Annotated in this window: 18 protein-coding genes and 1 pseudogene; 5 read left to right on the forward strand and 14 right to left on the reverse strand. The window is 61.6% G+C overall.

The window, feature by feature from the left end; translation table 11 throughout:
• The 10 genes from O1Q03_RS37160 to tssB all read right to left on the reverse strand — a co-directional run.
• Nucleotides 1-481, reverse strand: a 481-nt coding sequence (locus O1Q03_RS37160) for a contractile injection system protein, VgrG/Pvc8 family (protein WP_269510552.1), incomplete at its 3' end; no start/stop codon positions are given.
• Nucleotides 482-495: 14 nt separating this feature from the next.
• Nucleotides 496-1,371 carry a type IVB secretion system protein IcmH/DotU gene (gene icmH, locus O1Q03_RS37165; RefSeq protein ID WP_269510555.1) on the reverse strand — a complete coding sequence of 292 codons (876 nt, stop codon included), beginning with the start codon at nt 1,369-1,371 and terminating at the stop codon, nt 496-498.
• Nucleotide 1,372: 1 nt separating this feature from the next.
• On the reverse strand, nt 1,373-2,710 hold the full coding sequence (tssK, locus tag O1Q03_RS37170; protein WP_269510558.1) for a type VI secretion system baseplate subunit TssK: 1,338 nt from the start codon (nt 2,708-2,710) through the stop codon (nt 1,373-1,375).
• On the reverse strand, nt 2,707-3,711 hold the full coding sequence (gene tssJ, locus O1Q03_RS37175; RefSeq protein WP_269510561.1) for a type VI secretion system lipoprotein TssJ: 1,005 nt from the start codon (nt 3,709-3,711) through the stop codon (nt 2,707-2,709). Before tssJ ends, tssK begins: the two co-directional genes overlap by 4 nt.
• A complete protein-coding gene (tagH, locus tag O1Q03_RS37180; protein ID WP_269510564.1) occupies nt 3,708-5,069 on the reverse strand; it encodes a type VI secretion system-associated FHA domain protein TagH in 1,362 nt (453 codons plus the stop codon). Before tagH ends, tssJ begins: the two co-directional genes overlap by 4 nt.
• Nucleotides 5,066-6,085: a type VI secretion system baseplate subunit TssG gene (gene tssG, locus O1Q03_RS37185; RefSeq protein ID WP_269510567.1), complete on the reverse strand. Its 1,020-nt coding sequence runs from the start codon at nt 6,083-6,085 to the stop codon at nt 5,066-5,068. The genes tagH and tssG overlap by 4 nt, the downstream gene beginning before the upstream one ends.
• Nucleotides 6,049-7,815, reverse strand: a complete 1,767-nt coding sequence (gene tssF / locus O1Q03_RS37190; RefSeq protein ID WP_269510570.1) for a type VI secretion system baseplate subunit TssF — start codon at nt 7,813-7,815, stop codon at nt 6,049-6,051. Before tssF ends, tssG begins: the two co-directional genes overlap by 37 nt.
• Before the next feature lie 10 nt (nt 7,816-7,825).
• Nucleotides 7,826-8,254 carry a type VI secretion system baseplate subunit TssE gene (gene tssE, locus O1Q03_RS37195; protein ID WP_269510573.1) on the reverse strand — a complete coding sequence of 143 codons (429 nt, stop codon included), beginning with the start codon at nt 8,252-8,254 and terminating at the stop codon, nt 7,826-7,828.
• A 15-nt stretch (nt 8,255-8,269) separates the two neighbouring features.
• Nucleotides 8,270-9,751: a type VI secretion system contractile sheath large subunit gene (gene tssC, locus O1Q03_RS37200; protein ID WP_269510576.1), complete on the reverse strand. Its 1,482-nt coding sequence runs from the start codon at nt 9,749-9,751 to the stop codon at nt 8,270-8,272.
• Nucleotides 9,752-9,794: 43 nt separating this feature from the next.
• A complete protein-coding gene (gene tssB / locus O1Q03_RS37205; protein WP_269510600.1) occupies nt 9,795-10,298 on the reverse strand; it encodes a type VI secretion system contractile sheath small subunit in 504 nt (167 codons plus the stop codon).
• 488 nt (nt 10,299-10,786) lie between these two features.
• Here tssB and tssH point away from each other — a divergent pair, with 488 nt between their 5' ends.
• From tssH to tssM, 5 genes are read left to right on the forward strand one after another with little or no spacing between them, the layout of a single operon-like run.
• On the forward strand, nt 10,787-13,354 hold the full coding sequence (gene tssH, locus O1Q03_RS37210; protein WP_269510579.1) for a type VI secretion system ATPase TssH: 2,568 nt from the start codon (nt 10,787-10,789) through the stop codon (nt 13,352-13,354).
• Nucleotides 13,355-13,366: 12 nt separating this feature from the next.
• Nucleotides 13,367-14,944: a sigma 54-interacting transcriptional regulator gene (locus O1Q03_RS37215; RefSeq protein ID WP_269510580.1), complete on the forward strand. Its 1,578-nt coding sequence runs from the start codon at nt 13,367-13,369 to the stop codon at nt 14,942-14,944.
• Nucleotides 14,941-15,642 (forward strand): type VI secretion system-associated protein VasI, encoded by a 702-nt coding sequence (gene vasI / locus O1Q03_RS37220; protein WP_269510583.1) that lies wholly within the window; start codon nt 14,941-14,943, stop codon nt 15,640-15,642. Before O1Q03_RS37215 ends, vasI begins: the two co-directional genes overlap by 4 nt.
• Complete coding sequence (gene tssA / locus O1Q03_RS37225; protein WP_269510585.1) at nt 15,630-17,066, forward strand: type VI secretion system protein TssA; 1,437 nt, start codon at nt 15,630-15,632, stop codon at nt 17,064-17,066. The genes vasI and tssA overlap by 13 nt, the downstream gene beginning before the upstream one ends.
• A 15-nt stretch (nt 17,067-17,081) precedes the next feature.
• On the forward strand, nt 17,082-20,867 hold the full coding sequence (gene tssM, locus O1Q03_RS37230; RefSeq protein ID WP_269510588.1) for a type VI secretion system membrane subunit TssM: 3,786 nt from the start codon (nt 17,082-17,084) through the stop codon (nt 20,865-20,867).
• Nucleotides 20,868-21,024: 157 nt separating this feature from the next.
• On the opposite strand, the gene O1Q03_RS37235 is transcribed toward tssM, so the two are convergent.
• The 4 genes and pseudogenes from O1Q03_RS37235 to O1Q03_RS37250 all read right to left on the reverse strand — a co-directional run.
• A complete protein-coding gene (locus tag O1Q03_RS37235) occupies nt 21,025-21,612 on the reverse strand; it encodes a hypothetical protein (protein WP_269510591.1) in 588 nt (195 codons plus the stop codon).
• Between the two features lie 82 nt (nt 21,613-21,694).
• On the reverse strand, nt 21,695-22,426 hold the full coding sequence (locus O1Q03_RS37240; protein WP_269510594.1) for a hypothetical protein: 732 nt from the start codon (nt 22,424-22,426) through the stop codon (nt 21,695-21,697).
• A 299-nt stretch (nt 22,427-22,725) separates the two neighbouring features.
• On the reverse strand, nt 22,726-23,406 hold the full coding sequence (locus O1Q03_RS37245) for a hypothetical protein (RefSeq protein ID WP_269510597.1): 681 nt from the start codon (nt 23,404-23,406) through the stop codon (nt 22,726-22,728).
• Between the two features lie 33 nt (nt 23,407-23,439).
• Nucleotides 23,440-24,620: pseudogene (locus O1Q03_RS37250) on the reverse strand (hypothetical protein); the annotation flags it as partial.

Here is a 24,620-nt window from a genome sequence, read left to right on the forward strand (position 1 = left end):
GCAAGATGCGTTCGACAAAATCGTAGTCGGTGTCACCGGCCTGTACGCAATACTCGCGCGGCAAGTGTTCGTTGGTGATGCGCTGCTCATAGTCCAACGTCAGGCCGTGCGCCTTGAGCACCGCGCTCGCGATCTCGGTGACGTTGAGCGTCTGGAAGATGCGCCAGTCCGACGACAGCTTCAGGCGTGCCAGACGCGGTTCCATCACGGCCGAGTAACGCGTGCGCCGGAAGCCGGTCTCCCCCTGCTCGAACGACGACACCGTGCCATGCACGTAGCGCACCGGCCGCGCGCCTTGCCAGATCGTCAGCAGGCCGTTGTGGTCGAGCACCTGCCCGAAGTCGATCGCGGCGTTGCCGCTGGCCAGTTCGACCTGCAACAGGAAGGTCTCGGACAACCCCTCATGCAGCGTGAACTCGACGACCTCGAACGGTTCGTCACCGACAGCAAAGGTAAAGCGCAGGTCGGATTGCGTGGGCATGTGGCTCCCCTCGCTTATGGCTTGAGGACACGGTCCAGCGATTGCAGGACCAGCTCGGTGGTGCCGCCAAGCTTCACGGCAAAGACGAGATAGGCGCCAGTCAGCACGACGAGTGCGAGCGCCCAAGGCGTCCACAGCGGCCACTGCCGTCCAAGACGATAGCTGCGCGTCACAACGTGCGCCGGCGCGTCGGTGAGGCGCTCGGGCGCATCGCCGCGCAACGGCCGCAGGAGCCGATGGAGCTTGCTGATGATCGCGTTGAGTGACTCCTGCTGGTTGTGCTGCTGACCATACTTGCCTCGAAAACCCAGGCAGAGGCACAGGTACTTGAACTCCAGCACGTCGCGGTATTTCTCGGGCTCCATCTGCATGCGCGCGAGAACGGTAAAGAACTTCTCGCCACCCCAGGTTTCGTTGTGGTGATAGCTGAGCAGCGAGCGCTCCCGCCATACCGAAACATGCCCCCAGGCCGTGGCCATCACCGCTTCGTCGATGAACGCGCACAGCGCGTAGCGATAGGCCAACTGCGTCGCGCCGTCATAGCCCAACTGGCGAACCTCCTCTGACAACGCCGTGATCTGGTCACGCACGCTGGCGTAGAGCTTCGATATGTCGTCGCACCGATCGAGGCGGCGCAAACGAATAACCAGGCCCATCAATGGCTGCGCAGCATCCACCAACGGGTTGAAGCTGTGGCCGCGCAACCGGAATTGCAGGTCTTCGTCGCCATCGATTCGATGCACCGATTGATAGAGCATGCTGCCCTTATCGCCGACCGGCGCAATAAATGGCGTGCGCTGGAAATCGGACAGCGGCACCTCCTCCCCTTGCGGCAACGGCGGCGGCGCACGATCGACCCGATCGTTTCGAACCTCGATGGTGATGGTCATGTCATTGACTCCGAATGGCCCAGAACTGCAATTCCAGTTCCGGGAAATCGCCGGTGATATGGAAGCCGAAGCCCGTAGCGCCCTTCTGCATCAGCCGCTGCCAGTTCGGGTGGGTACGATCGAGCTGGAAGTACGTAAAGCCGGCATGGAACGGCAGATGACGCGGCGCCACCGGCAACGGGCTAAGCGGAATACCGGGCAATTGCAGCCGGATGAGTTCCAGCAGGGTCTGCTGCGAGGCCACCTTGGCCTGCTGCAGGAAGAGCTGACGCATCTGCTCCAACGGCATGCGCGCGCGTACCGCCAGAATGAATTCGGCGCTCTGCATCAGGCTCGGATCGTTGACCTGGGCGGTCAGCACGCCATGAGCCTGCTTGGTCAGCGGCAACGAAACGGCACGCGGTTGCAGTACGGTGGTCAGCACACGACGCAGCGTGTCTTGCAGCAGACGGAAGCTCGCTTGCGGGTTGTCGTGCTGGTACGCCGGAAATTCCGGTGGCACGCGCGCTTCATCCGTGAACGTGACGAGTTCGCCACAAGCCTGACCGCAGGCGAGATAGGCATCGAGCGGACGCACATCGGGATCGCGCGCCAGATGGCGGAACAAGTGATGCCAGCGATTGAGCGCCTGCAACAGGTTGAAGTCGGTCACATCCGCCACGCCGGCCTGCCCGGGCGAACCGATCCGCTCGGCGATACTCTTGGCCCGCTCGTGCATCAATGTGGCGATTTCTTCGATGAAGTGCGCCAGCTGGCGAATGGCGCGCAACTGGATGCCGGTGACGTAGAAACCGTCGTCCATCAGCAGGCTGCCATCAGGGCGTCGATCGAGAATACGGCCGAGCGCCAATCCCGTGAATGCGCTGCGGTCGTCCCGCTCCAGAGCCAGTTGCAGGTTGGGCACGGCGAGCCCGACGGCGACGTGGGCGCCCTGATGGCTATGGGTATCGCGCACGTCCTCGTCGCGCAGCACATAGCGGGTGTTGCCAAGCGTGTCGGGCCAACGGACTTCGGCCATGCCGTCGGAGCGCACCGGCAAAGTCACGTAAACGGTCTGGTTGGCCGCGGTGGCGTCGGCGATCACCAACGGCGTGGGCGGCGGCTGGTCATGCGGAATATCGAACGCGGTGCCATCGGGCATGATGCCGCGCGCACGAACGATCGCGATCTTGCCGAACGCGAGAAAGTCCTGGTTCAACTCCAGTTCGCTGAAACCATACGCATACCGGCTGCCGAGGCGGAGGTTGACATAGTGTTCGAGGAAGCGGCTGGTTTGCTGGAAGTGCTGTGGCTTGACGAACAGCCCTTCGCTCCAGACGACGGGATTACGGGTAGTCATGGTTTCTTGCTCGGTGAGGTCGCCGCCGATCGCGGTGGGCGGTAGGCTTCGTCGGTAATGGCGACGCGGGTGTCCTGCAGGGTGATCAGCAGCGCGTACTTGCGCCCGCGCGGCTCAAGCCGGTAGACGTCGTAACTGCGGTTCGCGTTGGGATCGTGGAAGTTGGCGACCACGGCCACATAGCGCGCTTTGGTTTCAATCGGGCTGAACTCGATGAACTTGAACTGGCCCGGCGCAAGGATGTAGTCATCCGCGGCCAGGAAGGCGCTGCCCAGGGCTTTCTTCGGATTCTGCTGAATGAGTTCGAGACTGCCATTGACCAGCATCGCGTCGTCCTTGAGCTGAATCACCCGGAAGGAAACCGGCGTCGCCGCCGTGGTCGTGGCTGGCGCCGGCGCGCCAGGCTCAGTCAGGCTGGCGCTCTTGCGGTATTGCCCGAGGTTTGGCGCATGGCCGGGTTCGCCCGTCGACAGGTCGTCACTCGCGTAGCGGTGACTGGGCCAGTGCGGCGGAAGCGGCGGAAGCAGTGGATTAGCGGCTGCCGCGACGCGCTGCACGCCAGGCACGGCCGAATCGCCGGGCAACGGCGGATGGGCTTCGTCCAGCGCGCCTCTTGCAGGCGTCCGCAGACTCGGCCTTTTGGATGCCGGCGGCTTGGCCTTCCCCTCATCTTCAAGACGATCGAGCAACGCGCGCAGACCGCGCACGACGTCTTCCTGAGTCGCCCCGCTGAAACTGATCGCGAATGGCCCTCCCTCGTCCAGCGTATCGACGGGGCCCACGACATCGTCGCTCTCGATCGCTGGCTCGCTGACCGGATTGGGATTGACGTCAGCGCCGGCATACAGGCTCAACGCGATCTGGGTCGGCTGGTCGTCCGGCGTGCCCACCGGAATGGACGGGTCCATCAGTACCTGCCCCGTCTTTTTAAACACGTTGCCCACGGTACTGCAACCGGCAAGCAACATGCCGGCAAGCACGAGCGCGACGGCTCGCTTCATCGCGCCTCCGCGCGCATGGCCTGATCGAAAACCTGGTCGAAGACCTCCCAGAACAGTTTGTCGAAACCCTGCTGGCGGCTGGACACCAACTCGTCGTAGTAGTGCCCGTACATCTCCCACGGCCAGCCCTCGTTGTTCGCGTGGCCAGCTTGTGGCGGCCGGTAGCGAGCGAAGCGCCGCTGGAGCTGCTCCGGGGAAAAGGCCTGTAGCAGCACGCTCAGGCCAGCGGTGATCGCCTGCCGCGTAGCGTGCTGCTGGCGCTGGACCTGCTCCAGCGATTCTTCGATCGCTGCCGCCGGCGACAGATGCACCAAACTACGTTTGGCGGCGAACATCGCCCGTACGGTATCGGGATAGCCCTGGCCCAGACGCAACGGGTTATCTTCGATCGGTTGCAGCGTGCGCGCGGCGAAGGCCTGGCGGTTGGTGGCACCCGACACGCCGCCATGCAGCGCGCTCAGGCCGTGAATTGCCGCACTCAGGCTGCGGCCTGCCTCGTATAGCAGCGCGTAGGCTGCCTCGGCGTCCAGCGCACCCACCGGCGCGCCGAGACCGTCGACCAGCGGTTTGACCACGGCGGCCGCATCCTGGCCATTCGCCTGCCGTGCGTGTATCCAATCACGAGCGGCGGGGTCGATGCGATCCTGTTCCAACATGGTGCGGGCTCCTGAGGCATGAACGGGGCTGCCGTGGAAAGCTTCCAGCGGCGTGGTGGCGAAATCGGCTTGCGCAGCCAGTGTCGTTGCGCCGTAGTGGTGAGAATCAAGCGGTGTCTGCGCAGCTGCCGCACCGGCCGAGGCGGCCAGATCCAGCGCCCGCAACGGATCGAGCTGGCCTTGTGGAGGCGCGGGCTCGCTCAGCGCCTGGAACGCAGCCCAATCGGGGTTTCCGCTCGCAGCGGCATGCGCCGGTTCAGGCGCGGCGGCGGGCAGACTGTCGAGGGAGTCGTCGGGCCGCTGCAGCAATTCGACGACGTCGTGCTGCGCCAGCACGCGCGACGGGTCGGGCAACGCGTGCGCGTCGTGGTCGAGATGAACCGTAAGACGGTAGGGGCCGACGTGCAGGATGTCCGAGTTGCGCAATCGCGCGCTGGCATGCAGTCCCAGCGGGCTCGTCTGGTCGTTGACGCGCGTGTCGCCACTGCGATCGACGACAAGGTAGCCGCCATCCTCGAAACGTATCTCACAGTGCTGCGGGTGCACGCTTCCGGCGCGATCATGAAGCACCCAACTGGCCTCCAGTGACCCGATGGTGCCGCCTTCCGGGTCGAAGCTGTGCCGAGGCGCCGTGCCTTGCTGCAAAGCCTGCGGGTTGCTCACCACCAAGGACAGACGAGGTGCCGTAATCAGCGTATTCATGCGCGTACCGTGAGTCGAACGCGGGGCGGCTTGCGCAGGGCAGGTTGCTCAAGAAAGCTGGTCCAGCCCAATTCGGTGCCGATGCCGTCCGCGAGGTTGAAGGAGGTGATTTCGTTTTCCCGTAGTGCCAGTTCGAGATCGCACGGCGTCGGGTCGCGCAGCAGGAAGGCGACCAGTTGACGCAAACGCTCGAAGTTTTCCCCGCGCGGGAGGAATTCGCGGAAGCGCGCCTGGCTGAGGTTCGCGATAACGATCGTGAATTTGCTGTGGCGCGTGCGCACGCTGTCGCCCACCCGAAAGCTCTCGCCCAGCATGCCGTTGACACAGCCCAACTGAACCCGGTCGCCGGGATCGATATCCGTGTGACGCAGTTCGAAATCCCGGATCGCAACGTCATCGAGGTCGAAGCAGTGGGCGATCAGCCCGGCCACCATCGCGGGCGAACGGCTGCGATGCACCACCGCGCCGGCAAAACTGAGCAGCCGGCTCCACGCGATCGGCGTGGCCCCGCGAATGGCGGTGTTTTCCAGGCCGATCAGGGCGAACAGACGTTGCGACAGCGGGTCGCTCGCGCCGGGACGAAAACGGATGTAGTGCCGATACTTGCGCCACGCCTGATGCAGCAGCGTCAACAGGCGGTGATGGAATACGTCGAAAAACGCCGGACGAATGCCAACGCCCTGGCCGGCCTCGTAGGCCAGCCGTTCCACGTAATGGGACGGCAATGGCGAGTCGGGACCATGCATGCCGAAGAATGTCGCCTGCACTTCGATCTGATGCGGATCACTCGTCAGCAAGCGCTCGGCGCGAGACACGTCAGAGGCCGGAAAACCCAGGCCGGCGTAGTTGCTCAGCCGGATGCGTTGACGCTCAGGCTCATCGCTGTCCGGCGCTTCCAGGTTGTCGCCGAGCAGCACGTGCAGCCGCTCCAGAAGGACGAAGAAGTCGTGCGACCTTGCCTCGCTCAGTAACGTGTCGATCAAATCAGGGATTGCGTCCCGCTGCGCATGGGCCATGCGTAGTGCTCCTGATTTGTGGTGTTGACCGCCTCCAGCACGTGGAAGGACGAAATGCTGCTGTATAGCGCGAGGAAATGGCTCAGCACGGTGCCGAACAGGTATAGATCACCTTCGCAGGCGAACCCCTGCTGATCGAGTGTGATGACGCTGCGAATGCCTCGGATCGGCAATGCCTGGAACATCCTGTCAACCGGTACGGTAACGATCTCCCGCAGGGCATCGAGCCGCTTTTGCGTAGTACGGCGCCGTTGAATGTCGTGATGCGCGGCGAAGTCATACGCGGCGATGATGGCCTTCAGCGGATCGGCGGACAGCAGGGACAGATAGGTCGGAGACAGATTGGAGATCAGCCGCCATTGCAAATTGCCGTCCAGTACCGGCCGATAGGATGGCGTCGGTGCAATGAGATTGCGGCACGTGACGAAGGTCGGCGTATCCGACGTGGCGATGCAAACATCGCCAGCCCCGAGAGCCAGCGGGAGGTCGCGATTGGTACAGGTCAGCGCCAGCGAAACGGTCTCGTCGCGCCCCACGTAATTGCGCTCGTCGCTGCGCACGAACGAGACGCGGTGCTCGACGCCGTCGGCGGTCAGGGCGGGATCGATACGGGTGCGATAGTAAAGCGTGGTGCGACCGCGTTCGTAGTCGATCTGATGGCGCAGCGACTCAAAGGGCTCGTAGGTGCGCAACCATTCGCCGGACTGCCCGCTGCCGTCGTTCTTCCAGCCGTCGACGCGGTCGATGCTGAAGATTTCATACGCATCCGTCCGTTGCCCTGCCGGCACTACCCGGTAGTCCAGCGCTTTGCCGGTCATCCGCACGGGCTCCGCATCACGCTCGAACAGGTTCACCGCGGGCGCACAGTACAGCGCCAGGTCGCTCGTGCGAATCCTCACGTCCTCGGGCATCGGCCGCGTAAAGTGGAACTCGATGCGGATGCGATCTGTTTGCTCGGTGGGCCAGAGCGAACGCAGGTTTCGAATGCCGAAGAAAAAGAACCGGCGCGGAAATTGAAAGTACTCCTGCAATATCCGGTAGCCGTCCAGCGCATTCTTCGGATAAGGCAGCAGCGCCTGGTCCTGGGTAAAGCCGTGAAACAACATCTGGCTCGCCGAGATGTGCTGCACGGTCCCACGGTACTCGAAGCGGATCTCGCCCAGGTATTTGGCCAGCCACAGATAAAGCGTGAGCGCGGTGTAGTCATCCCCGCTCAAGTAGAAGTCCAGTTGATCGCAATCGTAGGTGCTGGGCGGATTGCGGCTGAGGGTGGACAGATCCACGCGAACGATCGACTTCTCCAGCGAGTGTGCGTCACTGACCTCATCGATCTGCAACGGATAAATCGCTACATCGGCGCAGGTACGGTACTCGCAGGCGATGCCATCGACGTCACGGGAACGCGTACGCGCGCCACGCCTGATCACATGGCGCTCCGTCACGGAGCGATCCATCGGACGGAACTGCATGATCGTGGCGCTGGGCAACGGACGCAGATAATTGGGCCACAGCAATTGCAGCAGCGGATGGGTCAGCTCCGGGAAGTCGTCGTCGATCTTCAGGCGCAGCTTGGCTGTCAGGAAGGCAAAGCCTTCCATCAGCCGCTCGACATCGGGGTCGGTGGCCTCCTCGCCCAGGTATCGGGCAAGCTGGGGATTGTTGCGTGCGAATACCCGGCCGAGACGGCGCATGTAGTCCAATTCTTCGCGGAACTTTCGCTTCAGTGGCATCAGGCCTCCGCTACCTCACATTGATCCTGCGCTCTCGGTGCTGGACCAGCAGATCAATCTCCACCGCCTCCGCTGCATCGTTGAGCGGAACCAGACAGTGCAATCGAAAACGCAACCCCGCGGGCTGACCGTGCAAGGCGACCGGACAGACGTCGAGCACCTGTACCCGAGGCTCGTACGCGGTCACCGCTGCACGGACATCCAGGCAGACCTGCTCGCGCAAGTCCATCTGGCTGGCCGCGGCGTCGTTCAGATCTTGCAGCCCGAATTCAGGGCAGCTTTGCGAGCCGCCCTGGCGGCTATTGAAGATGCGTTCGAGATGGCGCTTGATCGCATGGACGCGCTCGGCGGCCAACTCCTGCCGCGTGCGCTGGCGGCGCGGCGGCAGGTCCGGGTCGAGACGGTCGAACAGGCTTCCCTGGCCCAGCGAACGCGGCATGCGTCAGGCTCCCCGTCATTCCTTGTCGAGCCGGCCGACCAGCGACAAGTCGAAGCTGGCGCCCATGTACTTGAAGTGAGGTCGCAAGGACAGCGAGACCTGATACCAGCCGGGGTTGCCCGAGACGTCTTGAACAACGACTTTGGCGGCCCGCAGCGGGCGGCGGCTGCGCACGTCGGAGGTCGGGCTTTCCTGGTCCGCGATGTACTGGCGCAGCCAGTTGTTGAGTTCCCGCTCGAGGTCCTGGCGCTCCTTCCAGCTCCCGATCTGCTCGCGTTGCAGCACCTTGATGTAGTGCGCCAGCCGATTGGGAATGAACATGTACGGCAATTGCGTGCCGAGCATGTAGTTGGTCTGCGCGGCTTGACCTTCCGGCGTGTTCTGGAACACCTTGGGCTTTTGCACCGAGTTCGCCGAGAAGAAGGCGGCGTTGTCGCTATCCTTACGCATTGTCAGCGGGATGAACCCTTCCGCAGACAGCTCGTACTCCTTGCGATCTGAAATCAGCACCTCGGTCGGAATCTTGGCTTGCAACTGACCGAGCGACTCATACAGGTGGACCGGCAACTCGTCCACGGTGCCGCCGGACTGCGGGCCGATGATGTTCGGGCACCAGCGGTACTTGGCGAAGCTATCGGCGATACGGCTGGCCAGCAGATAGGAGGTATTGCCCCACAGATAATTGGCATGCCGGCCATCGATGGTCTCGCGGTAAGCGAAGCTGCGCACCGAGTTTTCCAGCGGGTCATACGGCTGGCGCAACAGGAAGCGCGGCATGGTCAGACCGAGATAGCGCGCGTCTTCCGATTCGCGCAGCGCCCGCCATTTGGCGAAGCGCGGGCCTTCGAAGATATCTTTGACTTCCTTGAGATTCGGCACGTCCTGGAACGACTCCAGGTTGAGCATTTCAGGGCCGGCCGCACCGAGGAACGGTGCATGCGCCATGGCACCAAGCGCCGCGACGTAGTTGAGCAGCTTGATGTCCGGCGCGGACGGGCCGAACGTATAGTTGCTCACCACGCAGCCGATCGGCTTGCCACCGAACTGCCCATAGCCTGCGGTGTAGACGTGTTTGTAGAAACCGCTGCGCGTGATGTCCGCAGCACTTTCGAAGTCCTCCAGCAACTCGCGCTTGGTGGCCTGGAAGACGTCGATGAGGATGTTCTCGCGGAAGTCCGTGCGATCCACCAGCAGCTTGAGGCCGCGCCAGGCCGATTCCAGCGCCTGCAATTCGGGCTGATGCAGAATGGCGTCCATTTGCTTGCCGAGCTTGGCGTCGATCTCGGCGATCATCTGGTCGACCAACTGCTTGTTGACCGGTTGTTCACGCGCATCGCTCTTGAGCATCTCGGCGATAAAGGCTGCCACGCCGCGCTCGGCGACGGCATAGCCCTCGTGGGCAGGCTGCAGACGGGTCTGCGCCATGATCTGGGCCAGCAGACCTGCTTGCGGCGCCGTTTGTTGCGGGCGAGCAGCGGCGGATTGTACATTCGTCATCGTTATGTCCTTTGCTTGCGGGAAGAGGAAACACGGCCGGCCGTCAGGCCTGCTCGGCTGCCAGCAGTTGCTCCAATTCCTTGGCAAGCTGACCGCGGGACGCGTCGTCGCCCAGCATGGCCTGCAGTTGCCTGCGGAACGCCGGTATGTTGCCCATGGGCCCCTTCAGCGCGACCAGCGCCTCACGCAGCTCGAGCAGCTTGCGCAATTCGGGCACCTGTCGGGCAATAGCATCGGGATTGAAGTCGTCGATCGCCTTGAACTTGAGGTCGACGCGCATGGTGTCGCTCTCGCCTCTCTGCTCCAGCAGGGCCGATACATCCATCGCCACGCCGAGCCCGAACTCCGACATCACCTGATCGAAGTTGTCCTTGTTGATGTTCACGGGAACACGATCTTCGAGTGCAACGTCGTCCTCGTGACCTTTGAAATCCCCGGTCACCAATAATTTCAGCGGAAGCTCGACTTCTTCCTGCTCCCCGCCAGCTGCCGGAACGTAGCGAATACTGATGCGCTCCTTGGGTGCAACCGATCCTTGCTTTGCCATAAGCCCCTCGCGTTGTAATTTGTGACGTTCTTCCGAGTGAAATACAAAAAAAGACGAGCCAAGGCGAATTAATGACCCAGTCTCGATAAAACTACGGACAGCGGCAAAGGAACTTGAATCCGCCAACCCCGCTACCCGGTTGATTTTCATCGGGTAGCCGACCGCCTGTGACTCGGAAGAATAATTGGCAACGGACGGGATTGAAATCAGACATGTCCGATTTTTATAAAAAAATAAACACGTCTTGACGACAAACGTGCGAGATGCTCTATTTCGGCTTCCACCGAAGACTTCTTGTATAAAAATGGCGCCAAGATGATTTATGTTTCGGCAATCTCGCAGCATATTTGCCACGACTTTCCAGTGACAATTAGACCGCCTTATCATGCGCTGAACTTAATGGCGCAGGCCGCCCTTTGCTCTTGAAAAATCTGGATTTATTTTTTTGAGAAAAGCCTATCTCAAATAACAACGGATACTTCCAATAGATGATCACGGTAGATCTTTCGGCGCTTTTCGAGCGCCTCAATGCGTTGTGTCGACACGCCCTGGAAGAAGCCGGCAGCCTCTGTATCGGGCAACGCGGAGCCGAAGTGACGGTATCTCATCTGCTGTTCAAGCTGCTGGATGCACCTCAGTGCGATGTGCGTATCGTGTTGCGCGATACGGACGTCGATCCCGACGCAGCTCGGCAGGCGCTGTCGACCGCGTTCCCGGAAGGGGACGGCGGACATGCCCGGTACCCTTCCTTCTCGCCGCTGCTGGTCGAACTGCTGCAGGAAGCGTGGCTGCTCAGTTCGGTGGAACTCGGGCAGTCGCAGATACGCAGCGGCGCCCTGCTGCTCGCCGTGCTGCTCAACCCCGGCCGCTACCTGCCCCTGGCAGCGATACGCCTGTTCGACAACATCAGCCGGGAGCCGCTGCGCAAACGCTTCGACGCGTTATTGGCCGCTTCGACGGAAGCCGCGAATGCAGCCCCCGTCGAGCGTCGGCCCGACGCCGGCCGCAAAGACAGCGCGCTGGCCCGATTCGGTCACGATTTCACCGCCCACGCCCGCGACGGGCGCATCGATCCGGTGCTCTGCCGAGATGCCGAGATCGATCTCATGGTTGACATCCTGTCGCGGCGACGCAAGAACAATCCCATCGTGGTCGGGGATGCCGGCGTCGGCAAAAGCGCCGTGGTCGAAGGGCTCGCTTTGCGTATCGTGCAGGAGCGTGTGCCTGAGCCACTGCGCGGCGTTCAGCTTTGGGGGCTGGACCTCGGCGCACTGCAGGCCGGCGCGTCGGTCAAGGGCGAATTCGAGAAACGCCTGAAGGCGGTTGTCGACGAAGTCCAGGCTTCGTCGCAGCCGATCATCCTTTTCATCGACGAAGCGCATACGCTGATCGGCGCCGGCAATGCCGCCGGCGGCAGCGATGCAGCCAACCTGCTCAAGCCGGCGCTCGCGCGTGGCACGCTACGCACGATCGCCGCCACCACTTGGTCGGAGTACAAAAAGTACTTCGAGAAGGACCCTGCACTGGCACGACGCTTCCAGCTGGTGAAGCTCGAAGAGCCCAGTCCGGAAGCTGCCGTGCATATCCTGCGCGGCCTGTGCTCGGTGTATGAGCAAGCGCATCGCGTCTATATCGCCGACGAAGCGCTGCAAGCCGCCGCCGCTCTATCTGCGCGCTACTTGAGCGGTCGGCAGTTGCCCGACAAAGCCATCGACGTGCTCGATACCGCCTGTGCGCGGGTAGCGACTGCGCTAGCCGAACCGCCCCGCCGCCTGACGGCGCTCGAGAACGACCTTCGGCAGATCGACGCGGAAGCCGATCAGCTGTCGCGCGATGCGCGAGCGGGCCGCGCACCAGCGACGAAGCGCCTGGACATGCTGCGCGAAGCCCGGCAGCAGGTGGAAGAACGCATCGCGGCGATACGCACCGCCTGGGAGCAACAAAAAACTGCGGTCGATATGATCGTGTCCCTGCGCGCCGAGTCGGAATCGACCGACGATGCCTCCCCGGCACTGCCAGGCTGGATGGCCCGCCTGGCCGAATTGCAGGCCGACGGCGCATTGCTGCACGCCGACGTCGGCGCCGAGCAGATCGCCCAGGTTATCGCGGACTGGACCGGCATACCGGCCACCATCATCAACAGCGATCAGTTCACCCGCATCGAACAACTTCCCGCCACGCTGCGCGCGCGGGTCAAAGGACAGGATGCTGCACTGGAGGCCGTGCATCGTCGCTTGCTCACTGCGGTGGCCGACCTTCGGCGGCCAGGCACGCCGATGGGAGCATTCCTGCTGGTCGGCCCCAGTGGTGTGGGCAAGACCGAGACGGCGCTAGCGATCGCCGATGCGCTGTTCGGCGGCGAGCGTTTCCTGACCACGATCAACATGTCCGAGTACCAGGAAAAGCACACCGTGTCGCGCCTGCTGGGCGCGCCGCCCGGCTATGTCGGCTATGGCGAAGGTGGCGTGCTCACCGAGGCGATCCGCAGGCAACCGTATTCCGTGGTGCTGTTGGACGAGGTGGAAAAAGCGCATCCGGAAGTGCTGAACGTGTTCTACCAGGCTTTCGACAAGGGCGAATTGGCCGACGGCGAAGGCCGTCGCATCGACTGCCAGAACATCCTGTTCTTCCTGACCTCGAACCTTGGGTTCGACCACGACGATCCTTCGTTGTCCGATCTTGATGCCGACACGCTCCGTGTACGCTTGACCGCCTTCTTCAAGCCAGCCTTGTTGGCACGGATGCAGGTGGTGGCGTACCGCTACCTCGACGAGGCCGTACTGAGCGACATCGTCGACAGCCGCTTGCAGCGACTACGGCGGCAATTCGTGGAGCGCTATAGCGCCACCCTCGAAGTCGCCGACTGCGCGCATGCCGAATTGCGCGCACGCTGCGTGCGGCATTCGAACGGCGCACGCATGCTCGACGCGAGCATCGATGGCGACCTGTTGCCGCCGTTGTCGCTCGCCGTCTTGCAGCGACAGGCCCAGAGGAGAACGTTCGAGCGTGCGGAGTTGCACTGGAAAGACGGCGCTTTTCAGGTCGCGTTGCACTGAGCGGGGCTGGGCATGGACACCGTGGAAGCCATCCTGCTGGCGCGCGAACTGGCGCAGGCGAACACCGTGGCGTCGCTCGCTCGCGGATGGTTGCACGCTGCCTGCGATGGCACGGGAATCGAGCAAGCGGTTTGCTACTGGCGCGAGCGCGCAGGCGACCGCCTGCTTCCGCTTGCACGGGCCCACATGACCGATGCCGCCACCCTTCCCACGATATCGATGCAGGAACTGGACAACCCGCTGGTGTATTGCCTGACCGACGCCAAGCCGTGCCATGTCGCGCGCGTGGACGCACTGGTCGAGGTCGGTGCGGGCTTCGACGCGCTGCGCGAGCAACTTGGTGTGCGCGGCGCCCTACTGGTATTGCCGGTCCATGGTCTCCGGCATGAAGTCGTCGGCGTCTTCGCCCTGTTCGGCGATGACGCCGCGCTGCGCGTTTGGCACGCCGATCCGGCATGGCAGGAACTCGTCACGTTGCACCACGTGTTGCTGACCCGCCTGCAAGCCTCGCCGGAAACGCAGCGTGCCGAGACGCGACAGCAGAGCGCCGACCGGGAGCGCGAACTCGAACAGGGACGCGCGCGCGCCGCGCGCCTGCTGGCTGCTGAATTCGTCGGCGTAGGGCCCACCGCCGGCCGACTGCGAGACGACATGCTACGACTGGCGGACTCCGCGCTCTCGCTGCTGCTCACCGGCGAGACCGGTTCGGGCAAGGATCACGCAGCCTGGCTGATCCACCAAGCCTCATCGCGCCACGGCAAATTCGTTCCCGTGAACTGCGCAGCCATCCCGAAGGACCTGATCGAAGCGGAGCTGTTTGGCGCGGCGCGCGGCGCCTATACCGGCGCCACTCAGGCCCGCGCCGGACTGGTTGCCGAAGCGCATGGCGGCACGCTGTTCCTCGACGAAATCGGCGATATGCCGCTAGAGCTGCAAGGCAGCCTGCTGCGTCTGTTGAACGAAAAGAAATACCGGCCGTTAGGCGCGACGCGTGAGCAGGCGTCCGATTTCCGGTTGATCTGCGCCACCCACCGGTCCCTGCCGACGCTCGTACGCGACGGCACCTTTCGTGAAGACCTGTATTTCCGTATTCGCCAACGCACGTTGCGCATACCGTCCTTGCGCGAGCGCCCCGAAGACATCCCCGCGTTAGTGACGCACATGCTGCTCCAGTACAACCGGGAATGCCAGGGCAACGTCGCCGGCATCTCCGCCAGCGCACTCGCACGCCTGCAAACGCATGCGTTTCCCGGCAATGTGCGCGAGTTGCGCAGCCTCGTGCTGGCCGCGGCCGAACGCACCGCGCCCGGTCGACACCTCTGCGGCGATCTGCTGGCCGACCTGGACGACCCTCTGCCCGACGCGCCAAACGCGCCGCCGTCTGCGATTGCATCGACACTGCAACAGTTGTTGCACACCGACGATCTACGCAACTCGTTGCTCCAGTTCGAGCGTCTCGTGGTCAGCGAGCGGCTGCGCCGGCTCGACGGCTCGCGGCGGGAGGCGGCGCTCAGTCTTGGCATACCCAAACGCACCCTGGCGCGCAAATGCCAGGAGTGGAATCTGAATGGAGAGGATAGCCAATCATGAGATGGCTCAATCTGGCATTGCTGTCTACTGCCGCGCTGGTCGGCTGCGACCGCGCGCACACCGGCGTCAGCGCCGATCGCGCATGCGCGGCCATCGTGTCGCCGCAGGAGCGGCTGGCTTGTTTCGATTCCCGAGCCGGTACTCCGGCCGCGCCGGCATCCGCGCCGGCCGCCGCAGCGCCTGCGGTAGCGTCGGAGTCGGCATCGGCATCAGCCAAGGTCAAACGACCGGACATCACTTTGCTGGTCGAGACCAACGAAGCCAAACGCCGTGCCGGCGACACCGGATCGCTGCTGATGCGCACGCCGGATGGATTGCCCGGTCAGGATAAAGTGGTCATCTCCGCGCCGGCGCTGGGCGGCACCACGCCGCGTCTCTACCTTGCGATCAGCTGCCTGCAAAACATCTCTCGCCTGCAACTGCTGACTGCCGAGGCGTTGCCGATCAATCGCGCCAATCTCCGGCTGCTGCTGGACGGTCGCCCCGTTTCGGACAGCCGCCCCTGGCAGGTCGTCGAGGACGGCACCGTAACGGATGCGGGGCGCGGGCTGGTCGCGGTCGAACAACTTCGCCCGCTGACCCGGCCGGCCCAGCGCCTGCAGATCGAAAGCGACCACGCCCCCTTTGACGGGCTGGTGTTCGATGTCGCGCAACTGCATAAGCAACTGTCCCAGCAACGCGAGGCATGTCACTGGTGAAACTGCCCGCACCGTTGGATCTCGAGGCGCTGCTGGCACCGCTGGACGCACGCCAGCCCGCCGGCATCTTCGACGAGGAAGACGACACGTTCCAAGGCGTCGACCACGAGATGGTCAAACTCGGCAGCCTGCAGGAGCCGACCATCGACTGGCCTTACGTCGATGAGGCCGCGCAAAATTACCTGCGCAGTCAGTGCAAGCACCTCCGCATCGCCGGGCACCTGCTGACCGCGCGCGCACGCACGCGTAGTTGGCGAGGTTGGGCCGAGGCGACCGGCGTGCTGGCCGGCATGGTCGAACGCTACTGGGAGACGAGCTATCCGCGCCCCGGCGCCGCCGGTTATGCGGCCAAGCGACGGCTGGTCGACCAATTGCTGGCGCGCCTCGCCGATAGTCTGGCCGCATTGGAGAGTACCGGCTATGGCGAAGCGTTCTACAAAGCCGGCCAAGCTGCACTGGATAGTCTGCAACGCTGCGCCGACAGCGCCAAGCTCGACGTCCCCACCCTCACAAAGCTCGAAGGCCTGCTGCGACAAAAGGCCGAGGCGCTGCGGGCGCCGGAGTTGGCGGACGCCAGGCTCAACGCGCCCGCGCGCGGGGAGGTACTGACCGACGCGTTCTTCGCGCCGAGCGCGACCACCCCGGGCCATGAGCGCGAAGGGCGCAAATCGCTGCTCGCTGCCGCCGAGATCATCAATCAGCAGGACGCCTACGACCCTACCGGCTATCTGCTGCGGCGGTTCGCGTTGTGGGCGCATCTCACCAATGCACCGCCGCCCCGAAAGCACCACCAGACAGAACTGATGGCCGTTCCGGCGGACGTGGCTGACGGCTATGCAAAGGCGCTCAGTGCGCATGCCGTCGATCCCGTGCTGTTGCAGCGGGTCGAGCGCAGCGTCACATCGTCACCGTACTGGCTGCGCGGCAGCTACCTCGCGGCCGGCATCGCGCAACGGTTGGAGATGCCGCTCGTCGCCGAGGCCATCCGCCAGGCGACCGAGCGCTTCGTCACCCGGCTGCCCGCACTGCTCAAGCTGGAATTCGCCGACGGGCGCCCATTCGCGGACACCGAAACGCAGGTCTGGATCAGCGGTGCAGCGGCCAGCGGCACATCCACCGCCGCCAGCCATGATTACGCGGCCGTGCGCGAAGAGCTGCACGGCTTGCTCGATGTGCAAGGCATCGAACCCATGCTGCATCGGCTAGAGGCCATCCAGCAGGAAGCGGCCGATCTGCGGCATCGCTGCCACGTCATGGCCATCGCCGCCGAACTGCTGCATCCGCGCGGTCTCACCTGGCTGGCAGACGGTTTATTCGCTCGCGCGTACCAGACCATGCAACACGCGTCGGCGCCCGAGTGGGAGCCCAACCTCTTCAAGCTTCTCGAACGCCAACTACCGGATGCCGTGGGGCACAAGGATTAAACAGGGAGCATCGTCATGTGGAACATCGGGTCCAAACTGAAACGCTATGGCCTACTCATCGTGCGCCGGGGCCGCCAACGCGCGCCCCTGTTGCAACTCCTGCTGCTGGCGATCGTCCTGGCGGCCATCTGGTGGCTCGGTCCCAAGTGGAGCTGGGGCGAACATCGGCCGCTGGCAAGCCTGACTGCACGGGTCCTGGCCACGGTGGTCCTGCTGATCGTGCCGCTGCTGGTCTGGGCGTTGCGCCAGCGCAAGCGTGCCATGGGTCTGGAGGCAGAACAGCGGCATCTGCAAGAACAGCAGATCGACCCGAGCCTGCGTTACGTCGAGGCACAGGAGCGCGACCTCGATCGCAGCCTCGCGTTGCTGCAAGCCAACCTGAAGGGCCGGCATGCGTTGTACCAGTTGCCCTGGTATCTCGTGTTGGGACAGGAAAATTCCGGCAAGACCAGCTTCGTCAACCGGTCCGGCCAAACTTTCTCGCTCACCGGCGAAATCAAGGCTGGCAGTCGACGCCTGCAGGAAGATCCGGACAAGGTCTACCCGATCGACTGGTGGATAGGCGACGAGGCGGTGCTTATCGATCCACCCGGTGAACTGATCAGCCAGCCGCGGATTGCCCAAGCTGGCGAAGGCGACGAGCCAGCCGCCCTGCCAGCGCGGCTGGCGCAGCATGGCGCGTTGCCGGAAGACCTCCACGCGCGACTCTGGGACAGCTTCGTCAGCTGGCTCGGTCGCAACCGCAGCCGCCGGCCGCTCAACGGCGTCGTGCTGATGGTCAGCCTGGAGACCCTCACGCATCAGCGCGCGAGCGATCGCAAGGCGCTCGCAGCACTGCTGCGCGCAAGGTTGGCCGAATTGAGCCGTCAGCTGGGCACGCGGCCGCCGCTGTACGTGGTGCTCAGCAAGTTCGACCTGCTGGAAGGCTTCGAAACGCTGTTCGCACGGTTGCCCAAGTCGGTTCGTGAGGATATCTTCGGCTTCAGCTTCACCCTTGATTCGGTCCAGCGCTACGATGCGTGGCTGGATGAGCTTGGCACGCGCTACGACGGCTTCCTCAATCGCCTCAACGAACAGGTGTTCGACGCGCTCGCCGACGTGCCCGAGCTGGTTCAGCGCGAAGCGCTGTACTCGCTGACCCGGCAACTCAGCGGCCTGCGCCCCGTGCTGCTCGGCTTCCTCGCTGACGTTCTGGGCAGTGATCGCTACGTCACCCCCGCGCTGCCGCGCGGCGTGTTCTTCTCGTCGGTCTACCAGCAGGGCGTGCTCAACAACGCGTTCATCGCCACCGCGTCGCAGGCCTACGCGTTGCGCGAGCCGGCCAGCGTCATGCATCCCAGCGGGCGTGCCCTCGTCTACTTCGCGCAGCACCTGTTCCAGCGCGTCGTCTATCCGGAGTCGGGCCTCGCCGGCGATAACCCCAGGGTCATCGCCGAAAAGAAGCATGCGCTTGCGCTGCGCTTCGGCGTGGCGTCGCTGGGCAGCGTGCTGATGATCGGTGCGTGGTACCACTACTACACGTTGAACCGCGACAAGGCCCTCGCCGTACTCGAGCGTAGCCGCGCGTTCAGTACCCACGCCATCGACGGCACGCTCGACCCCACCGGCCGCAACCTGCTGAAACCGCTGGACCAGATCGCCAGCGCAGTTGCCGTCTACGGCAACTACCGCGACGCTTGGCCCATTGTGGCGGACCTCGGTCTGTACCAGGGGCGCACGATCGGCCCCAAGGTCGATCAGGCCTACCTCGCCCTGCTGTCGCAGCGCTTCCTGCCGGCACTGGCGAGCGGCGTGATGCAACAGCTCGATGGTCCCGGCACCAACGGCGACACGCAACTCGCCGCGCTGCGGGTCTACCGCATGATCGAAGATCGACCCAATCGCCGGCCGCCGGTCGTCGAGAACTGGATGACGACGCAGTGGCAGAGTGCGTTCCCTGGCGAAGATGGTGTGCAACGCGCGCTGATGCGCCATCTCGACTATGCGATGAAGTACGCCGACACTCGCCTGCCGCAATATCAAGAGCGTGTATCGACCGTGCAACGCGAGCTGCGCACGATTCCGCTGCCCCAGCGGGTCTACATGACGATGCGTCGCCAAGCCGACGCGTCGCTGCGCGCCCCGCTGGATCTGCGCAACGAAATCGGCCCGGCCTACGATATCGTCTACGAGCCTGAAAGCACTGCACCGGCGAAGGCGGGCAACATAGCTACCGACGGTCGCATCGATGCGCTGCTTACCGCCAAGGGCTATCGCACCTACTTCGCACTGCATAGCCAGGATCTCACTGAACTGGCCATGATCGACCAGTGGGCGCTTGGGGAACGGCGCGACATCGATTACTCCGACGCCGACAAGCGTGCGCTGGCCGACCGCATCCGCGCGCTGTACAGCCGCGACTATATCGATACCTGGCAGCGCAATCTCAATCACATCGCCGTGCGCGACTTCCAGGACATCGGTCAGGCCGTCACCATCCTGGGTAGCGTCACCAGCCCGGCGGCGCCGCTGCGCCGCTTGGTCGAAACGGTGCGCGACAACAGCGAGCTCGGCGCCAAGTCGGTCTCCGCGGCCAGCGCCGATGCGGCCGGAAGCCAGGCCAAGGCTGCTTTACCGGTCGCCAAGGTCGTTCAACCGGTCGAGACCGCGGATGAGCCGTTGCCGGTCATCACCATTGCCCGCGCGTTCGCGCCGATAAGCCAGTTGCTCGACGCCAAGAGCGAGCGCGCTGCTTATCTCGACGAAACCATGCAGAGTATCAACGCGGTGCAGGACACCGTGCGTGCGGTTCACGACAGTCCGGATCGCAGCAAGGCAGCACTCAATGTCGTACTGGAACGGTTCGCGCTCAAAGGCCCCGATCCCGTCGCGAACCTGAAACGAATCGCCGCCGGCTTGCCTGAGCCGCTGAACCATCAGGTCGGCAAACTGGCCGACGAGTCCTCACGCGTGATCCTGGTGGAAGCGTTGCGCGAGCTGGAAAGGCGCTGGGACGCCGACGTGTATGGCTTCTACCGCGAGCGCCTGGCCAACCGCTATCCGTTCGACCCGGCCAGCCGCGAGGAAGTCTCGCTGGACGACTTCACCGCCTTCTTCGGGCCGCAGGGCCGGTTGCAGCAGTTCCGCGACAAGTACCTCAACGTGTTCATCCAGGACAATCTCCAAGCGCTGTACTCCGAACGCCTCGGCGGTTACCTGGTGCGCGACGACGTGCTCGCGCAGTTGAGGGCTGCCGATAAAATCAGCGACGCTTTCTTCAATAGCCGCGGACAGTTGGGTGTGCAGTTCTATATCGAACCCCTGGGGCTGGCCGCGAACAAGCGCAGCAGCGCGCTCAGCGTGGAAGGGCAACTGATCACCTACAACCACGGGCCTACCACCAGCACCGCCCTTATCTGGCCGAACACCCTCGCGCCCAGCAACGAAAGCCGCATGACCCTGGTGAACGCCGGCGGCAGCAGCAGCGGGCTGCTCTATCGCGGGCCGTGGTCGCTCTACCGTCTGCTCAGTCAAGCCCGTCTCAACGGCGCCACCAGCACCAGCGTCGATATCAGCTTTGCTGCGCCGGATGGAGGTATGCGTTATCGGATCAGTACGGAGAAGGCGAACAACCCGTTTACGCAGCCGCTGTTCAAGGGCTTCGCGTTGCCGCGCACGTTGTTGCAGGACGAGCGGCGTGTGGTGGCTCCGCGGAGCGGGCAAAACAAGGCTCAGGTGACACGCGGTGTGCAACAAGAACGCGTTGCCCTGCTATCAGCTGACCCGGACGTCCGTATGCCAGCGATCGCGAGCCTGCGCTAGCCGCTATCCGATTCGAAGATTCAGTTACTCTCGTTAAGGTCCGAGTGCGGGTGTCTACGCGGGTACCTGCACTCGGGCCTCTCTTTCATCATGGCGAGAGCGACATTTCAAGTACGAACCTTACTCGAGAATCCGTATCCGGTGGTGTTTAATCGACCTAGTGCGCCGGCACCCCCTTCGACAGTGGGACCTGATAACGAATTGTGACAACTTCTCCACGACGATCGACATAGGTAATGACGAATTTGTGACCATCAACGACCACCTTTTTGATTGATGCAAAAGTATCAGCTCCATTTGCCAAGTCCACTTCGGCCTCCCCAACAATGCGCGATGCCTTCGAGAAAATAGGATACATAGGAAGCGGATTCTTCTCGCTGAGCAGAACCACGCCTCGGTCTAGATCATAGGCTTCAACGAAGGGAAACGGGCCGCCTAGCCCCTTCTGCTCGCTATAGAAATAAGTTGCCGAGCATTGCGTTCCGCAGGGGAATTCAATAATGAAGACCCCGGAGACCATTGATATATGGCTCGGCGGATTTGGAAAATTAAACAACCTTTTCTCGACATCCTTCCTAGATGCAAAAACTCCACAACTCATACGACTATCAGCACTATGGCACCGAGTCGCGATTTGAACCGAACTCCCGCGAAAACTGGTTGACTCGTCCACCACGCCAGCAAAAATATCGTTGCCGCCAGAAATTAAAAATCCACATGCGATAAAACCGATAATCCGTATCATCCACTCCTCGGGATTATTATCCGCTTATCTCAAACGGCGGCACGATTGACTATATGGCCGCCGTGACAGCATGAAACCGTGCCTACGCCCGCGGCGCCATAGAAGTGAGTTGCTCCAAGAAGGCATTTCCGCTTGTTGCACCAACATTACGCAGAGAGCATCGAGTCGCAATGGCTGGTCCCATCGGTATCGTCAACTTCGTGCTGGGCCGTGGGAAAGGAACGAGCTTGATCCCTCGAATCAAGTTCACGACCGAATTTCTCGTCCTCTCTTGCAACAGAGGAGCGGACAGTACCGCCCCCCCACACAAAACCTGTTGCTGATCCGTCACGCAGAAGGCAACATTATTTTGCGATGGCATTACATCTGAAGTCGCGATCAACACATAACCCCGAGTAGCCCCGTTCACTATATTCGTGACGTCTAGCCTGGGCTCCGTCTGCTGGATACCCTTCTTCGATAGCGACCACTTGCCGTCTTGCGAGGATTTGACAATGTTCTCGTTTGCGCCCATGGCACCATCGACATCTTCGTTCTCGCCACTCGCGCAACCGATCGTGAGCGTTATGGTGATAGCTGGTCGAACATCAAGTGGCTGCGTTACATACGTCGCATACTCCTCCTTGCCATAATCAATACGATACTCCACAGCATCTGATTCATTTTCAACGGTGAATTGGCACTCTCCCACGATTCGAATTTCACTTCGCGTATGGGAACGTGACGGTAAGAGACGCTTGAAGTCATTCGACGTTACTTCGCCTGCATAGCTAGATGCCGATGCGATCAGGAAAGCGCTGGTGATGCAAAGCATTTTCACGGCTGTCACACTCACTGAAGCAATAGGCCCTTTCTCCACTGTTTGTTCGCACAACCGCCTTCTGCAAAGTCATGACTTCGTCTGCATATTTTGACGCTCCCATCCACGACCAGCACGCCCCCATGCCCTGGGTTGCATCGTCAGGATTCGCCACAACATTACCTCGAGCGACGACGACACTCGAAGGTGTTCCAGTCCCAACATGGACTAAATGTCTGCTGTCACGCCCTGCTGCCGTATGATGTCCATCGGTAATAGCTCACGCACCTCACTTTCACTCAACCAACTATATTTTATGATTTTTCACAATCGTCTGTTCCATTCATGCACCTCTGAACTCTCTCTTCAGAAACGTTTTTCAACCGCTTAACCTCCCAACATCGCAAATCTGACGAGCAAGTCATAACTGAAATTTCGTATTCTTCCTCAACCGGAATGAACTTTATAGCACCCACCATAGTCAACCTGTCATTCTTTAATCTATAATTGTAACGCGTTGACTGCACTTCCCCACTACCACTCTCAATCGCAAAAAACGTCCCGGATTTCGTTTTCGATGACTGAAGCCTTGGCGCCTCTCCAGCATATTTGAATAATTTGGTTTTTTTATCAAAAATCCAATACCACATGCCATCCCCGGACCTTCCACGACCGTTTGATATACCGACGCTACGCCCACCGCCATGTTTCAAGTCTACTTCAGGATCGATGCTTACAGAATAAGCCTGGTTATCGACATCAAATCTGTATTGCTGTTTATTTTTCCCGGTAAACATGCTGACAGAGACGTGCCCGACTTCTCCGCCCGGACAGAACCTGACGTCTACTTTGGACATTTCCCCCTTAGATGCCTCCATCTGGATCGTCTTCACCTCACCGGAACCACACGATTTATAGGCAAAACAAGGCAATGACAAAAAAAACAATGCAATACAGCAAGCAATTGCGAAAAATATACTCGACTTAATTTCCACAATGCTCTCCTAGCTGGAGGAAATTCTGGCGAATTAGCGAAGCGCATCACAAATAACTTTCTTTGCCACCTCTACCCGCGTTCGCCTAGCCCGGAAGGTATCAGTATCATAGCGATTTATTTTCATGGAAACCGTATCGGAAGTGGTTGCGGCCATTATATTTTGACTTTCAGAATCACACGCACCACTGATCTTTTTCTCCACCCAAAACATCCCGCCCACGTCAACCGGGTTGTACTCATTCCCGGACTCTCGCGCCGAAATTCGCTGCGGATCATTTATAACAGCAGGGCGAATTTCTCGTTTTCTGGGAGCGTCCCACCAACCAGTAATACTCCACCAACGCTCATCAAATGAAGATTTTTTCAACCATCCGCGATATACCCAGTAACTGGCATAGTTTGCTCGCCCGGTAATCTGGAGACTACCTCGCCCCCTGAACTTTATTCCATCACCGGTCCCGGATGGAGAATATTCATTTCCCAGATCATTATTTATTTTCTCAAAACCATTACCACGCAGAAATTTAACGTAGCTATCCGGCCCACGGAAATAATCGCCATCGGTCTCGTACTGCCGGCTCGCAGCAGAGTTGCCTTTTTCGGCCATGGTGCCTGATAGACTCCCTGTTTCATGTGCCATTTGTCCGAGAAAGTGACTTCTACGGACGGGGCTTTCTCCCAAGTACTTTCTCATACAGTGATTTATTGGGAGCCTAAAACGATCAACGTCACCGATTTTTGCATTTGGCAATACTTGCACCATCTCGTTTCGAGAGAGCCATCCACATCTCTTAAAAAAATTGATAAATTGCAGAGGATGAAAGTGATAGTGCTCGGTCTTCAGTGCGAGTCCTTTCTCCATGGCGTCCTCCCAAAACGCCAAAGCCTGATGATGGCGCTTGAATCTTTGATACGCCGGTTCGTCAAGGCTTATCGGAAACACAATATTTTTAACCGGATTCGCCCCTTCGGGGCCTCGCAGCCAACCCCAGCGCTTATCGAAATCGTCCCGCGCCCATTCGGTCGGCATCTTGACCACGCAGTAAGTAAGTCGATCCCGCAATTCACCCGTCTGCGTCTTGGCGTAGGCGAGCATCAACCGACCACGGTGTGCCGTAGCGGCATCGATCACGACGGTAGTACCGGGCGCGCTCTCGCCCGGGCGAGGCGTAGACGCCTTGGGCTCGATCAGGTCAAGCAGCTGCATCGAGT

It is taken from the genome of Burkholderia sp. IMCC1007 (assembly GCF_027257875.1).
Lineage (GTDB): Bacteria > Pseudomonadota > Gammaproteobacteria > Burkholderiales > Burkholderiaceae > Burkholderia.